The following is a 13441-nucleotide window of genomic DNA, read 5'->3' as shown; positions in this document are numbered from 1 at the left end:
CCAATCGATTGGGGGCGCAATCTCTGTCATAATGGTGACTAGCATGGAAAACGATAGTGAGGGACTTGACCATGAATCGTACCAAACGGTGGGAGGCTATTTGCGGTCTCGTCGGATCGTTGGCCATGATGCTGGGCGGCGGAATCCTCGGACTGTCAGTAGCCCCCGAACCCGCCCGAGCCGACTGGAGCAGCTACCAGCAGCAAGTTCAGAACCACGCGGCCCTGAAGAGCAAGCTGGCTGGTGTCAGCGCCCAGCTGGCCAATCAGATACTGAGTCTCGATGATTTGACCTCCAACCAGATTCCGGCTGCGCAGCAAAGCGCTAACGATGCCCAGCAGCAGGCCGAACAGGCCGACAGCTTGGTTCAGGCCACCAACGACCGCCTGGAGGCTGCCCGCAAGGACCGTGCAGACCTGGAGGCCAAGATACGTCAGACAGGTCTCGATTATGACGATGCCAAGGCTGGCGTGGCACAGATGGCCAGAAAGAGTTTTCATGGGTCCGAGACTTCTCAGATCATGGATGTGGTGACCAAGTCTTCAAGTACCCAGGATTTTGTAGACAAGATGCAGTCCGATGCGGCTGTAACCAGGTCCGAAGCCAATGCGGCCAACGATGCGGCCAACACCCTCAACTCCTCCATGAACCGGAAGCAGCGTCTGGAGGCCATTGAGGAGCAGATCAGCACGCTTAAGGCCAAGGCTGACCAACAGCAGGCGTTAGCCCAGCAGGCTGTAGCGGCGGCTCAGGCCAAACAGGACCACTTGCAGGCCCTACGTGACCAAGGTACTGCAGCCCGCAAGCAGTTGGAAAGCCAAAAGGCTGCCCTGACCACACAGTCTGCCCGAGAGGCTGCAGAAATTGTAGCCACCGAATCCATGATTGACTCTCTGAACACAGGCAATGCGGGCGGCAGAGCTGACCCGCATTCCGGCGGAGCACAGCAAATCAGCAATGGTGGCGGCACCCGTCCAGCACAGAATTCACGGCCTAACCCGCCCAGTAACAATGGCGGCGGTGGCAATAGTGGCAGAGGCAACGGTGGCGGTAGCGGCGCCTCCGGTATGAATTATGCGGTGCCCGGCAGCTGTCCTTCAGGTTCTGGATTCTGCTATGGCCATAAGACTGGCAACACAGTGGGCGGTAGTGCTTATTCTTACCCGCAGTGTACGCTTTGGGCCTATACACGCCGCTCGCAGCTGTCTCTTCCTGTGGGATCCTATATGGGTAATGGGGCTGATTGGGCTGGCAATGCACGTAAATTGGGCTATTTAGTCAATAATACTCCCCATGTCGGTGCTGCCATGGTCTTCGCCCGTGGCCAGCGGGTAACTCGTTGGAACGCCAACTGGACCTATGGCCACGTAGCTGTGGTCGAGCGGGTCAATGCAGATGGATCGGTACTCATCTCCGAAGGAGGTGCAGGCTTCGCCTCCTTCCCTACCTATGAAACGGTCTATGGGGCAGGCAACTACCAATACATTCATTACTGATGCCGATGCGGGCCAGGTCCGCCGCTTGGAACGGTATTATCGCTGTCCGGAGTGCCAAGTAGCCTCCTTGGCGCGATCAGGAGGAGGATATTATGGCTAAGGAAACCGGCACGTCGATGATCGCCCAGAACCGCAGGGCCCGTCATGACTACCAGATCGAGGATCGGTACGAGGCCGGCATCGCGCTGACCGGGACCGAGGTCAAGTCTCTGCGCGAGGGGCGTGCCTCCCTGGCCGAGTCATTCGTCAGCATTGACCGGCGGCACGAGGTCTGGCTGGAGAACGCCAATATCCCTGAATACCTCAATGGCACCTGGAACAACCACGCCCCCAAGCGCAAGCGCAAGTTGCTCCTCCATGCCAAGCAGATCGTTCGTTTGGAGCGGCAGATTCAGGCCAAGGGCTATACAATCGTCCCTTTGAGTCTGTATTTCAAGGACGGCAGGGTTAAGGTCGAGATCGCTGTGGCCCGAGGAAAGCGTGAGTATGACAAGCGCCAGTCTCTGAGGGAGGAGCAGGATCGCCGCGAGGCTCAAAGGGCCATGCGCTACCGCAACCGGCGGGGCTGAGCACTTACACTTAGATAAACCTACTGAATTCCCTGAATTTCATAACGACCGACAATCGCCCACTGAGGGCTTCCCGTTCTATACACATTCGACACGCCCGGGGCTAGAGGCAATCGACAGTGTTGAATAGCGTCTGTGGCCTGCTATAGAGCCAAAAATAACAGGGTAGTCAGTCAGCAGGATTGAGTTAACCTTATTCTGTATGCATAAAAATACAAATGTGTGCATAATAGTGCATGTCAATCAAGGGCAATGAGGGGTCGCTTCGGGGCGGTCCGGAAGAGGAGAAGACATGGGCAAGATCAAGGCGGTGTTGGCGGCGGCTCTGAGTATCACCCTGCTGGCCTCCGTCGGAGCCTGCGGAACCACCGACGAGGCGGACACCAGCAGTGCGTCGGGCAAGGCCACCACCAGCTCCCATCCAGCGGCTTTTGACGTCAGCGGCATCAAGAAGGATCCAGCCATCGCGGCCAAGGTGCCCGAGTCGGTTTCCAAGGACGGCAAGCTGACCGTGGGTATGGAGACCTCATATGCACCTGGCGAGTTCATGAATGAGGACGGAAAGACCCCCATTGGCTATGACGTTGACCTGTCGAACGCCATTGCCAAGGTCATGGGGCTCGAGGGGGAGATGGTCAGCGCCTCCTTCGATACCATCATCCCAGCCATCGGTAGCAAGTATGACGCGGGCATCTCCAGCTTCACCATCACCAAGGAGCGGATGCAGTCGGTCGACTTCGTCACCACCTTCAAGGCGGGCACGGCTTTTGCCGTCAAGAAGGGCAACCCTTCCAAAATCAATCCTGACGACATCTGTGGTGTCAAGGTCGGCGTGCAGACCGGGACCATCGAAGAGCAGCAGGCGGCTGACAAGATCTCGGCCGAGTGCAAGGCCAAGGGCAAGAAGCCCGTGGATGTGCAGTCCTACAAGCAGCAGACCGATGCCGCCACGGCAGTGGTCAACGGAAAGATCGACGTCTTCTACGCCGACTCCCAGGTGACCGGGTATGCCATCAAGCAGACCAACGGCCAGCTGGAGAAGCTGGGCAAGGATACCGACATCGTCCTGCAAGGTGCCGCTCTCAAGAAGGGCAGCGGCATGGCCGAGGCCACCCAGGCGGCTCTTCAGAAGCTGATCGACGACGGCGTCTACGCCAAGATCCTCAAGAACTGGGGCGTCCAGAGCGGTGCGGTCGAAAAGGCCGAGATCAATCCTGCGGTCTCTGACTGAGACAAGGCCAGGCGCGGGTCGTCACTTCGGGCGACCCGCGCCTAATCAGGTGATTCGGCCAATAGGCTAGGCCTGAACAAGTACAGCGGTGCGGAAGGAAGCAGGAGATGCATACCAAGAAGGGGACGGACCAGATTCAGATCCCCGGCAGAATACATGCCAGGCCGGTGCGTAAGCCAGGGCCGATCGTGGCTGCAGTCATCGTGGCCATCTTCGTGGCCATGCTGATCCACGGCATGGTGACCAACCCCAACTTTGATTGGCCCACGGTCTGGAAGTACCTCTTCAATGAGCACGTCCTGGACGGCATCAAGTGGACCCTTCTGCTGACCGTCTATGCCATGGTCCTTGCCACAATACTGGCCATCATCCTGGCAGTCATGCGCAAATCCTCCAATCCGGTCCTGCGCTGGGTCAGTTGGTTCTTCATCTGGTTCTTCCGTGGCACTCCTGTATATACCCAGTTGGTCTTCTGGGGTCTGCTCTCCGTGCTGATACCCAAGCTGGCCATCGGCATTCCCTTCGGTCCCGAATTCTGGAGTATTGACACCAAGACCGTGCTGAACGCCACCGTGGCTACGGTTCTGGGTCTGGGTCTCAATGAGGCCGCCTATCTTTCTGAAATCGTCCGTGCCGGCATCGAGGCTGTGGATCCCGGCCAGGAGGAGGCAGCCAAGGCTCTGGGCATGCCGCCGTCCATGATCATGCGGCGGATCGTCCTGCCCCAAGCCATGCGCATCATTGTGCCGCCTACCGGCAATGAGACCATCGGCATGCTCAAGACCACGTCCCTGGCTCTTGCCGTGCCCTTCACCCTGGAACTCCAGTTCGCCACCAACGCCATCGCCAACCGCATCTACAAGACCATCCCGCTGCTGATTGTGGCCTGCATCTGGTACCTGGTCATCACCTCTGTGCTCATGGTCATCCAGGCCCAGTTGGAGAAGCATTACGGCAAGGGCTTCGACTCGCGGCCCCTGGCCGGATCGGGGGCCAAGGACGGCAAGGATGGCGAGGACCCGCAGACCCGTCAGGAGACTGACAAGGTCAACAAGGTCATGATGGCCGGGCTGAACGCCTGAGCGCAGGAGGAGAATCATGGACGAGGACAGGCAGACCAGGAAAGACCGTCAAGGCGGCAAGGATCCGGCCATCGTCATCAGAAATGTGCACAAGGTATTCGGCGATCAGCATGTGCTGCGTGGAATCAACCTGGAGGTCATGCCCGGCACGGTAACGGCCGTCCTGGGGCCTTCCGGTTCCGGCAAGTCAACGCTACTGAGGCTGATCAACCAGTTGGAGACCCGTACAGCCGGCGAGATTTATGTAGACGGCGAGCTGACCGGATACCGGAAGGTCGATACCAGCAAGGGCCCTGTGCTGCAGACCCTGGACGACAAGGCCATTGCCAGGCAGCGCTCCAAGATCGGCATGGTCTTCCAGCGTTTCAACCTCTTCCCCCACATGACCGCCTTGGAAAACGTCATGGAGGCGCCGGTCCATGTGGGACGGGTTCCCAAGACCGATGCCCGCAAGGAGGCACAGGCACAGCTGGAACGTGTAGGGCTGGAGGACAGGATGGACTATTATCCCGCTCAGCTCTCCGGCGGCCAGCAACAGCGTGTGGCCATCGCGCGAGCCCTGGCCATGCACCCTGACATCATGCTCTTCGATGAGCCCACCTCAGCCCTGGATCCGGAGCTGGTGGGGGAGGTTCTGGGGGTCATGCGGCAGGTGGCTCAACAAGGCATGACCATGGTGGTGGTCACCCATGAGATGGGCTTTGCCCGCGAGGTGGCCGAGCAGATTGTCTTTATGGACCAGGGTGTCGTAGTGGAACAGGGGGGTCCTGACATCATCGACAATCCGCGCACCGAGAGGTTCGCTGAGTTCCTGCATACCGTGCTCTAGAAACAGGCGCTGTTCGGGTTGTAGAAATTCCGGCAAGAAGCCTTCTGGACGGGCAGAGGTGGAACTCCCGTGGCTAGACTGGGGCCCATGTGCGGAATCGTCGGTTATGCGGGATCAGTACGGACGGCCTGCGGTAGACCCCTGGAGGTCTGCCTCAAGGGCCTGGAACGCCTGGAATACCGGGGCTATGACTCGGCCGGAGTGGCCCTGGCTGCCCCTGGGATGGCGCGGGTGGCCGTACGCAAGAAGGCGGGGCGCCTGGGCAATCTGGTCGCCGATCTGAAGGCCAAGCCAATGCCCGAGGCAACTGTGGGCATCGGCCACACCCGTTGGGCCACCAATGGCGAACCCACTGACGTCAACGCCCATCCCCACATCAGCCGCGACGGCAAGGTCGCGCTGATTCACAACGGGATCATCGAGAACGCATCCAGGCTTCGTCTGGACCTGGAGACCGAGGGGTACACCTTCGTCTCCTCCACGGACACCGAGGTGGCTGCCAAGCTTCTGGGCAAGATCGCCCAAGAGATTATCGATGCCACCGGCCAGCCGGACATCTTCGAGGCCGTCAGGCGGCTGGCCCGTATGCTCAAAGGGGCTTTCACCATCTTGGTCGTGGACTCGAGGCAGCCCGATCTGGTGGTGGGCATCCGACACGATTCGCCGCTGGTGGTTGGTCTGGGAGACGGAGAGAACTATCTGGGATCCGATGTGGCCGCCTTCGTGGCCTATACCCGTCGGGCCATGGAGCTGGGGCAGGACCAGGCGGTCTGCATCAGCGCGGACCAGGTCCTGGTCACCGACTTCCAAGGACATCCGGTGGAGCATCCGCGCCGCTACACCATCGACTGGGATGCCTCGGCCGCCGAAAAGGGCGGATGGGATTCCTTTATGGACAAGGAGATTCACGAGGATCCTGCGGCGGTTTCCAACACTCTGCTGGGTAGGTACGACGAGTCAGGCGACCTGGATCTGGACGAGGTCCACATCGATGAGGATGTCTTCCGTCAGATCGACAAGATCATCGTGGTGGCCTGTGGCACGGCCTCCTACGCGGGCCTGGTGGCCAAGTACGCCATCGAGCATTGGGTCCGCATTCCGGTGGAGGTCGAGCTGGCCCACGAGTTCCGCTACCGTGATCCCATTCTGACCCCGCGCACCCTGGTCGTGGCTATTTCCCAGTCCGGGGAGACCATGGACACGCTGATGGCGCTCCGGCATGCGCGTGAGCAGGGTTCACGGGTTCTGGCCATCTGCAATACCCAGGGGTCCACCATTCCCAGGGAGTCCGATGCCGTGCTCTACACGCACGCCGGCCCCGAGGTGGCTGTGGCCTCCACCAAGGCCTTCCTGGCCCAGATCGTGGCGGCCTACCTGCTGGGGCTTTACCTGGCCCAGGTCAAGGGAACCATGTATCGAGACGAGATTCACCAGACCATCGACAACCTCAAGGCCATGCCTGCCAAGATCCAGTGGGTTCTGGCCACCCAGTCGCAGAAGGTCCTGGAGACCGCCAAGCGGATGATCGATGCCCATTCCTTCCTCTTTCTGGGCCGTCACGTAGGGTATCCGGTTGCCCTCGAGGGTGCCCTGAAACTCAAGGAAATCGCCTACACCTTCACCGAGGGTTTTGCGGCTGGTGAGCTGAAGCACGGCCCCATTGCACTGGTTGAACCGGGGGAACCTGTCGTGGTGATCGTCCCCAGCCCCCGCGGGAGGGATGTCCTACACAACAAGGTGATCTCATCCATTGAGGAGGTGAAGGCCCGTGGCGCCTTCACCATCGCTGTGGCCGAAGAGGAGGACGAGGACGCTTCCAGATACGCAGACGTCGTCTTCCGCAGACCCCAGTGCCCGACTCTGATGAGCCCCCTGGTTGACGTGGTCCCCCTCCAGCTCTTCGCTCTGGACACGGCCCGTCTCAAGGGGCTGGATGTGGACAAGCCGCGCAACCTAGCCAAGTCTGTTACCGTAGAGTAGTAGTGAGTGGTGTCTGATCGGCGGGTGGAACGGCCCCATCGTTGGGTTCTGGACGAGCCTGATATTCCCTTCGATATGCCCATCCTCTATGAGGATTCTAGGATTATTGTGGTCGACAAACCCCACTTCCTGGCCTCCACACCGCGGGGGATGTGGTACCGGAGTACGGCCCTAATCCGGCTTCGTGAGATGACTGGTGAGCCTGACATCATTCCTGCCCATCGTCTCGACCGGGCCACCGCTGGTGTCTTGGTCTTCATCCGCGATCGCAGGTACAGGGGAAAATACCAGATGTTGTTCCAAAATCGGCAGGTGCATAAGGAATATGAATGCCTTTCACCAGCGAAGCCCCTGAAGCAACCCCGATTCGGTACTGTAAAACCACTGAACCCACCAAGCGTATTCCCCCTGTTGCGTAGTTCCAGAATTCTCAAGCATAGAGGCATTCTACAGGCATATGAAGAGCGTGGGTCAGTGAATGCCAAGACGATTGTGGACTTGGCGACAGAGCAGCCCCCTGAGCAAACGCAAGGTGGATATCGAAAGTATTCTTTGCGTCCGCTTACGGGCAAAACCCATCAGCTCAGAGTACACATGAACTCTATAGGCATTCCTATAAAGTATGATAACCTATACCCATCGCTGAGAGATGACGCAGAGGATGATTTTGGGAAGCCACTGGCCTTGGTCGCCCGATCACTTTCCTTTATAGATCCGGTGAGTAAGGAAGAACGACATTTCATTTCCCAAATGCCTCTTAGCTTGACATGAACATGAGATTTGCGGTCTTCCAACACATAGGTCACAAGAGAGCAAGCTTCATAGAGTTTTTACGGACTGTCGTTCGATAAGTTCCGACGGAATGACGATTTTTTCGCCTGGTGTCAGCTGTTCGCCCTCGCATTGGCGCTTGATCATAGCGAATGCCTCTTGCCCGATATCTTCGAAGCGTGGTCGCATAGTCGTCAAGTTGAGACGGGGTACGATACCGACCAGAGAGTCATCGAACCCAATGATACTGACATCGTCAGGAACGGTTTTTCCCCCTGCCGCCAGTCCTTGCATGACTCCATAGGCCATCTGGTCATTAGCGGCAAAAATCGCGGTGCAATCCATTTTGGATGCTAGCGATAGACCGGCCTGGTATCCACTATCGGATTCCCAATCCCCGAGATAGACCGGCGGAACTTCTCTTCCTGCTTTGAGGAGTGAATCCTTCCATCCCTTGGTTCTGCTGACGGCAGCCATGGATGTTGACGGGCCAGCAATGTGGTAGACGGTTCTGTGACCGCGAGTGAGGAAGTAGTCGACTATTGCTCCCGCTGTTCCATATTGATCGGTATCAATAGTCGGGCAAGACTCGGAGGGAATCTCGGAATAAAGAACAAGAGGTAGATCAGGGGAGGGATGGAACGGAGCGAAATCGTTGATTTTCTCATCAAGGATAAAGATAACCCCATCGACTGGGAGTTGTTTCATCCTTTCCATTGATGCCTGAATATCGCGATTTGTGCCTCGCCGCATAGTTAAAAGCGTAATCGCATAACCCGCATCATTCGCTGTCCTCGCAATACTTTTGAGAATTTTTGTATTTCCGTAGGTTTCAATGTTGGATATGACAACGCCGATGTCCCTGAAACGTCCGCGTTTCAACGCACGTGCTGCATAGTTGGGTCTGTAGCCCAGCTTATTCATGGCGAATAAGACCCGTTGTCGTGTTTCAGGACGAACCGAGGTGCTGTCATTTGCCACACGCGAGACCGTCTGAGTAGACACGCCGGCTGCCTTGGCAACGTCATGCATTGACGGTGATTGAGTATGTTTCATAAGTCCTGCCTTGACATGTTCCGCTATGTCTAAATCATAGACCTTAGTAGGAATTCCCGATCTGTGTTTGCAGTATCCAAGAAGGAGAGTTATTATGGTAACGTAAACATTTGATATAGCAATGCAGCGCTGCAGTTCTTCTTACTATCGGACGTTGGCTATCAAAGGAGAAGGTCGCAATGGCTATCAAAGAAGGTTCGACCGTATCTGGTCAAGCTTATCAGTCGCCGGGGCAATCTGAGGATTTAACTCCCAAATACGTTCATAAGCAGAGATTGGACTGGCGCGGATGGAAGTTCATGGGACCGTTTGTTTTGGTTTTCCTTTTTGTGTTCATCATTCCCATCCTCTATGCGATTTATATATCGTTCTTTGAAAGCAGGATGGTCGGTGGAACCGTATTCGTAGGGTTTGAGAATTATAAGCGCCTGTTTGCCGACGGTCTGTTCTGGAGTGCAGTCGGGAGGGTTTCTCTCTTCACGATCATTCAGGTTCCCGTCATGCTCTGTATTGCGGCTTTGTTGGCCTTGGCGATTGATTCTATGAAACTTCATGGAACGAAGTTTTTCCGTATATCGACTTTTCTTCCCTATGCGGTTCCGGCAGTCGTATCCACTTTGATTTGGGCATTTATGTATGGAGCGAAATATGGGTTGGTCGGTTCTCTGAATACATGGCTGGGAATTCATCTTGATGTCCTATCTCCGAATGTTCTGTTGGCTTCAATTGGCAACATTGTTACTTGGGAGTTCACCGGTTATAATATGCTGATTTTTTATTCGTCCTTATCGACTATTCCTCATTCCCTGTATGAGGCAGCTGCAATTGATGGTGCTTCGGAGTGGCAGATTGTCCGGAGGATCAAGATGCCGGAGTTGAGGGGGTCTTTGGCGATTACCGTCATATTCAGCATCATTGGAAGTTTCCAGCTGTTCAATGAACCCAGCATCATGCAGAATATGGTGCCCAGGAACGCGATTACCACTTTCTACACACCCAATATGTATGCCTATAATCTCAGCTTCTCTGGGAACCAGTCCAATTACGCGGCTGCGTTGGCGATTGTAATGGCCGTAATAACCATGTCTATCGCATATGCGGTTCAGCTCAATACGATGAAGGAGCAGATGAAATGAGTATATCTGCCGAACATGTAAAAACAGATTCCGTTTCCCGCCTTTCTTCTACCCAGGAAAGAAGAAATAGGAAGAAAAAATTGGCGAAAGATGAAGCTGCTGAACGCAAGAGGTCGGCCGCCAGCGGATTCTCGAACCCAACAAATCCACGTCGCAGTTGGTCTTTGACGTTCATTACGGCGGTCTTTGCGATATATTGCCTCTTCCCGTTTGTCTATCTGGTGATAAATTCAACAAAGACACAAGAAGACTTCACCAGTACGTTTGGTTTGGGGTTTGGGCACACCTTTGCACTCGGTGAAAATCTGAAATTACTCGGTATTTATCAGAACGGTATCTTCCTACGTTGGTTCGTAAATACTCTGATTTACGTAGTAGTCGGGGCTGGGGGTGCCACCTTGCTGGCAATCATGGGGGGGTATGCCTTGGCTAAGTTTAGGTTCCCTGGTCGCAAAGCGGTTTTTGCGGTCATCATAGGTTCAATCAGCGTTCCCGGAATAGCTCTTGCCGTACCCCAATTCCTACTCTTTGCGAAATTGGGGCTAACCGATACCCCTTGGGCCATGATCATCCCCAGCCTTATCAGTCCATTTGGCCTCTATCTGATGTGGATATTCACCGAACAGGCTGTTCCCACTGAATTGCTGGAGGCGGCCCGTGTCGACGGTGCCGGCGAGTTCAGAACATTCTGGAGTGTAAGTCTGCCCTTGCTGGCACCTGGAATCGTCACAACATCCTTGTTCGCCATTGTGGCTACTTGGAACAACTATTTTCTGCCCTTGATTATGCTCAAGGATTCGGATTGGTATCCCCTGACCATCGGCTTGAATCAGTGGAAGGATCAGGCGAGCACGACAGGAGGCCAGGCAATTCAGAACCTGGTCATTACCGGAAGTATGATCACCATCATTCCACTTGTTATAGCTTTCCTTACTCTCCAGAGATATTGGCAATCCGGGCTGGCGGCAGGCGCGGTCAAAGAGTGAGAGGTTCAGTTTCCCCCAGCGGGCTATCCCAACGAAGTGTGAGACAACCTATTTAGGCCAAAGCCTTGAAACCATCTATGCATATGAATAGGAGTGAACTCGGTAATGAGCAGCAAGAGCAATTTTCGTTGGCCAGCTCCTTTGAGAGGGCAAGACAACCGGATTTGGTATGGCGGTGATTACAATCCGGAACAGTGGCCAAAGAATGTATGGCGTGAAGACATCGATTTGATGAAGGAAGCAGGAGTGAACATCCTGTCTGTCGGTGTATTCGCATGGTCGAAGATAGAGCCGCGAGATGGGGTATATGATTTTTCATGGTTGGATGAGATTATTGAGATGCTCGGCAAGGCTGGGATTGCCGTAGACCTCGCATCCGCAACAGCATCACCACCCCTGTGGCTCACCCAGGCACACCCTGAAGTGCTTTGGAGGGATGAGCGGGGAGACGTATGCTGGCCTGGTGCTCGTCAGCATTGGAGACCCACCAGTCCCGTTTTCCGAAAATATGCTTTACGCTTATGCGAACAGATGGCGAAGCATTTCAAGGATAATCCATACGTGGTGGCTTGGCATGTGAGCAATGAATACGGATGCCACAATCGATTTGATTATTCTGATGACGCCATGAAGGCATTCCAGCGATGGTGCAAAAAGGAATATGGAAGTGTCGAAGCTGTCAATGATGCGTGGGGAACTGCCTTCTGGTCTCAGACCATCACTGACTTTTCGCAGATTCTACCACCTCGTTTTGTTGGTGAAGGCAACTTCATGAATCCGGGGAAGGTTTTGGACTTCAAGCGGTTCAGTTCCGATGCTCTCAAGCAGTTCTTTATTGCAGAACGTGATGTCCTTTCTAAGATCACACCATATATACCCCTGACCACGAACTTCATGGTGACCGCGAGCAACTCCATTCTTGACAATGATGATTGGGGCTCCGAAGTTGACTTTATCTCAAATGATCATTACTTTACGCCAGGGAAACAGCATCTTGACGAGCTGGCATATTCCTCTTCATTGGTGAACAATATTGCAAGCAAGAATCCCTGGTTGTTGATGGAACATTCCACAGGCGCAGTCAATTGGAGGCCGGTGAATGAGAGGAAGGAGCCTGGTCAGATATCGCGCGATGCCCTTGCGCATCTTGCCCAAGGGGCCGACGGTATCTGCTTTTTCCAGTGGAGGCAGTCAAAAGCAGGAGCGGAGATGTTTCACTCGGCCATGTTGCCTCACGCCGGTAAGGATAGCCGAGTTTTCCATGAGGTCTGTGAACTCGGGTCTCACTTGTCTTGTCTGACTGACGAAGGGATGCTTGGAACCAGGCCGGTGCAGTCACAGATTGCCATCGTATTTGACTATCAGAGCGAATGGGCCGACCAGTATATTGCTATGCCGTCTCAAAAGATTCACCATTGGGCAGAGGCATTGGATTGGTTTCAAGCCTTGGAAGATGAAGGTCTGGCTGCGGATGTAGTTCCCCTGAGCAAGCAATGGGAAACCTACAAAGCCGTTGTGCTGCCAGGTGTTTTCCTGCTGAGCGAGAAGAATGCTGACAGGATCCGTGATTATGTCAAAAAGGGCGGCCGACTTTTTGTTACTTACTATACGGGCATTTGTGATGAAAAGAACAGAGCTTGGCTTGATGGCTATCCGGGGCTTATAGGCGACGTTGTGGGAGTTCGTTCGGAAGAACTTGTACCGATGATTGAAGAAGGTGATACCAACATCAGAGAGCTGCAACTGGACAATGGCATGACTGCTCATGATATTGCTGATTGCATCACTTCCATTGCGGATACCACCGAGGTAATCAGTTCATATAGGGCAGAGGAACATACTGGAATGAATGGTGTGCCTGCGGTGACATTGAATACTTACGGCAAGGGACAGTCTGCATATATAGGTTGTCATTTGGGTAGGGAGGGGCTTGCCTCCACTTTGCCTGAATTATTGAACCTTATGGGAATTAATCGCACCTATCAAGGTTACAGTGGCAAGGTTCTCCGCCTTGAACGATCAGGATCGAGAGATGGAGCTCGATTCATTTTCTATTTCAATAGGGAAAACCAGGATGTCCCCATCCTGTGTGAGGGCAAACCTGTTGTACTTTCTTGCGCAGTAGCCCGAGAGAAGGAGGGTGACATTCTTCTTCATCCTAATGGCGTTGCGGTGACGAAGATTTAATGATTATGGTTCAATTTCTTGAATCTGAAAAGAGGTAGAAAAGAGACTTGGAGGGTGCATCGTTTATGTAGAAATGTTATCGTTATCAACGTTGGTATCTACTATTACTGCTGAGATG

11 protein-coding genes are annotated in these 13441 nt (G+C 54.7%); 10 read left to right on the top strand and 1 reads right to left on the bottom strand.

From position 1 onward, the window contains the following. Nucleotides 1–71 precede the first annotated feature (71 nt). From ACNAOV_RS06495 to ACNAOV_RS06465, 7 genes are all read left to right on the top strand, one after another. On the top strand, nucleotides 72–1496 hold the full coding sequence (locus tag ACNAOV_RS06495) for a CHAP domain-containing protein (protein ID WP_416517083.1): 1425 nt from the start codon (nucleotides 72–74) through the stop codon (nucleotides 1494–1496). Nucleotides 1497–1588: 92 nt separating this feature from the next. Beyond that, complete coding sequence (smpB, locus tag ACNAOV_RS06490; protein ID WP_110413238.1) at nucleotides 1589–2065, top strand: SsrA-binding protein SmpB; 477 nt, start codon at nucleotides 1589–1591, stop codon at nucleotides 2063–2065. A gap of 292 nt (nucleotides 2066–2357) precedes the next feature. After that, nucleotides 2358–3296, top strand: coding sequence for an ABC transporter substrate-binding protein (locus ACNAOV_RS06485; protein ID WP_416517082.1), 939 nt, complete (start codon nucleotides 2358–2360; stop codon nucleotides 3294–3296). A gap of 107 nt (nucleotides 3297–3403) precedes the next feature. Continuing rightward, nucleotides 3404–4378, top strand: coding sequence for an amino acid ABC transporter permease (locus tag ACNAOV_RS06480; RefSeq protein WP_154312664.1), 975 nt, complete (start codon nucleotides 3404–3406; stop codon nucleotides 4376–4378). Nucleotides 4379–4394: 16 nt separating this feature from the next. Further along, nucleotides 4395–5207 (top strand): amino acid ABC transporter ATP-binding protein, encoded by an 813-nt coding sequence (locus ACNAOV_RS06475; RefSeq protein ID WP_416517081.1) that lies wholly within the window; start codon nucleotides 4395–4397, stop codon nucleotides 5205–5207. Nucleotides 5208–5294: 87 nt separating this feature from the next. After that, on the top strand, nucleotides 5295–7187 hold the full coding sequence (glmS, locus tag ACNAOV_RS06470) for a glutamine--fructose-6-phosphate transaminase (isomerizing) (RefSeq protein ID WP_416518173.1): 1893 nt from the start codon (nucleotides 5295–5297) through the stop codon (nucleotides 7185–7187). Between the two features lie 75 nt (nucleotides 7188–7262). Beyond that, nucleotides 7263–7958 carry a pseudouridine synthase gene (locus tag ACNAOV_RS06465; protein WP_416518172.1) on the top strand — a complete coding sequence of 232 codons (696 nt, stop codon included), beginning with the start codon at nucleotides 7263–7265 and terminating at the stop codon, nucleotides 7956–7958. Between the two features lie 48 nt (nucleotides 7959–8006). On the opposite strand, the gene ACNAOV_RS06460 is transcribed toward ACNAOV_RS06465, so the two are convergent. Beyond that, nucleotides 8007–8990: a LacI family DNA-binding transcriptional regulator gene (locus ACNAOV_RS06460; protein ID WP_416518171.1), complete on the bottom strand. Its 984-nt coding sequence runs from the start codon at nucleotides 8988–8990 to the stop codon at nucleotides 8007–8009. A 323-nt stretch (nucleotides 8991–9313) separates the two neighbouring features. Here ACNAOV_RS06460 and ACNAOV_RS06455 point away from each other — a divergent pair, with 323 nt between their 5' ends. The 3 genes from ACNAOV_RS06455 (at nucleotide 9314) to ACNAOV_RS06445 (ending at nucleotide 13323) form a co-directional block, all read left to right on the top strand. Then, on the top strand, nucleotides 9314–10150 hold the full coding sequence (locus tag ACNAOV_RS06455; RefSeq protein ID WP_416518170.1) for a carbohydrate ABC transporter permease: 837 nt from the start codon (nucleotides 9314–9316) through the stop codon (nucleotides 10148–10150). Then, the gene (locus tag ACNAOV_RS06450; RefSeq protein ID WP_416517080.1) at nucleotides 10147–11136 is read left to right on the top strand and encodes a carbohydrate ABC transporter permease; all 990 of its coding nucleotides are present in this window, start codon (nucleotides 10147–10149) and stop codon (nucleotides 11134–11136) included. The genes ACNAOV_RS06455 and ACNAOV_RS06450 overlap by 4 nt, the downstream gene beginning before the upstream one ends. A gap of 105 nt (nucleotides 11137–11241) precedes the next feature. Beyond that, complete coding sequence (locus ACNAOV_RS06445) at nucleotides 11242–13323, top strand: beta-galactosidase (RefSeq protein WP_416517079.1); 2082 nt, start codon at nucleotides 11242–11244, stop codon at nucleotides 13321–13323. The last annotated feature ends 118 nt before the right edge of the window (nucleotides 13324–13441 follow it).

Source organism: Bifidobacterium asteroides (genome assembly GCF_048001765.1).
Classification (GTDB): Bacteria; Actinomycetota; Actinomycetes; order Actinomycetales; family Bifidobacteriaceae; genus Bombiscardovia; species Bombiscardovia asteroides_K.
Note: the sequence above shows the minus strand (reverse complement) of the source record. Positions and strands in the feature narration are given on the sequence as shown.

Coding starts and splice junctions, on each gene's coding strand:
- ACNAOV_RS06485 (WP_416517082.1), top strand. CDS start 2,358: ATGGGCAAGATCAAGGCGGTGTTGGCGGCGGCTCTGAGTATCACCCTG.
- glmS (WP_416518173.1), top strand. CDS start 5,295: ATGTGCGGAATCGTCGGTTATGCGGGATCAGTACGGACGGCCTGCGGT.
- ACNAOV_RS06455 (WP_416518170.1), top strand. CDS start 9,314: ATGGGACCGTTTGTTTTGGTTTTCCTTTTTGTGTTCATCATTCCCATC.
- ACNAOV_RS06495 (WP_416517083.1), top strand. CDS start 72: ATGAATCGTACCAAACGGTGGGAGGCTATTTGCGGTCTCGTCGGATCG.
- ACNAOV_RS06475 (WP_416517081.1), top strand. CDS start 4,395: ATGGACGAGGACAGGCAGACCAGGAAAGACCGTCAAGGCGGCAAGGAT.
- smpB (WP_110413238.1), top strand. CDS start 1,589: ATGGCTAAGGAAACCGGCACGTCGATGATCGCCCAGAACCGCAGGGCC.
- ACNAOV_RS06450 (WP_416517080.1), top strand. CDS start 10,147: ATGAGTATATCTGCCGAACATGTAAAAACAGATTCCGTTTCCCGCCTT.
- ACNAOV_RS06480 (WP_154312664.1), top strand. CDS start 3,404: ATGCATACCAAGAAGGGGACGGACCAGATTCAGATCCCCGGCAGAATA.
- ACNAOV_RS06460 (WP_416518171.1), bottom strand. CDS start 8,990: ATGCATGACGTTGCCAAGGCAGCCGGCGTGTCTACTCAGACGGTCTCG.
- ACNAOV_RS06465 (WP_416518172.1), top strand. CDS start 7,263: ATGCCCATCCTCTATGAGGATTCTAGGATTATTGTGGTCGACAAACCC.
- ACNAOV_RS06445 (WP_416517079.1), top strand. CDS start 11,242: ATGAGCAGCAAGAGCAATTTTCGTTGGCCAGCTCCTTTGAGAGGGCAA.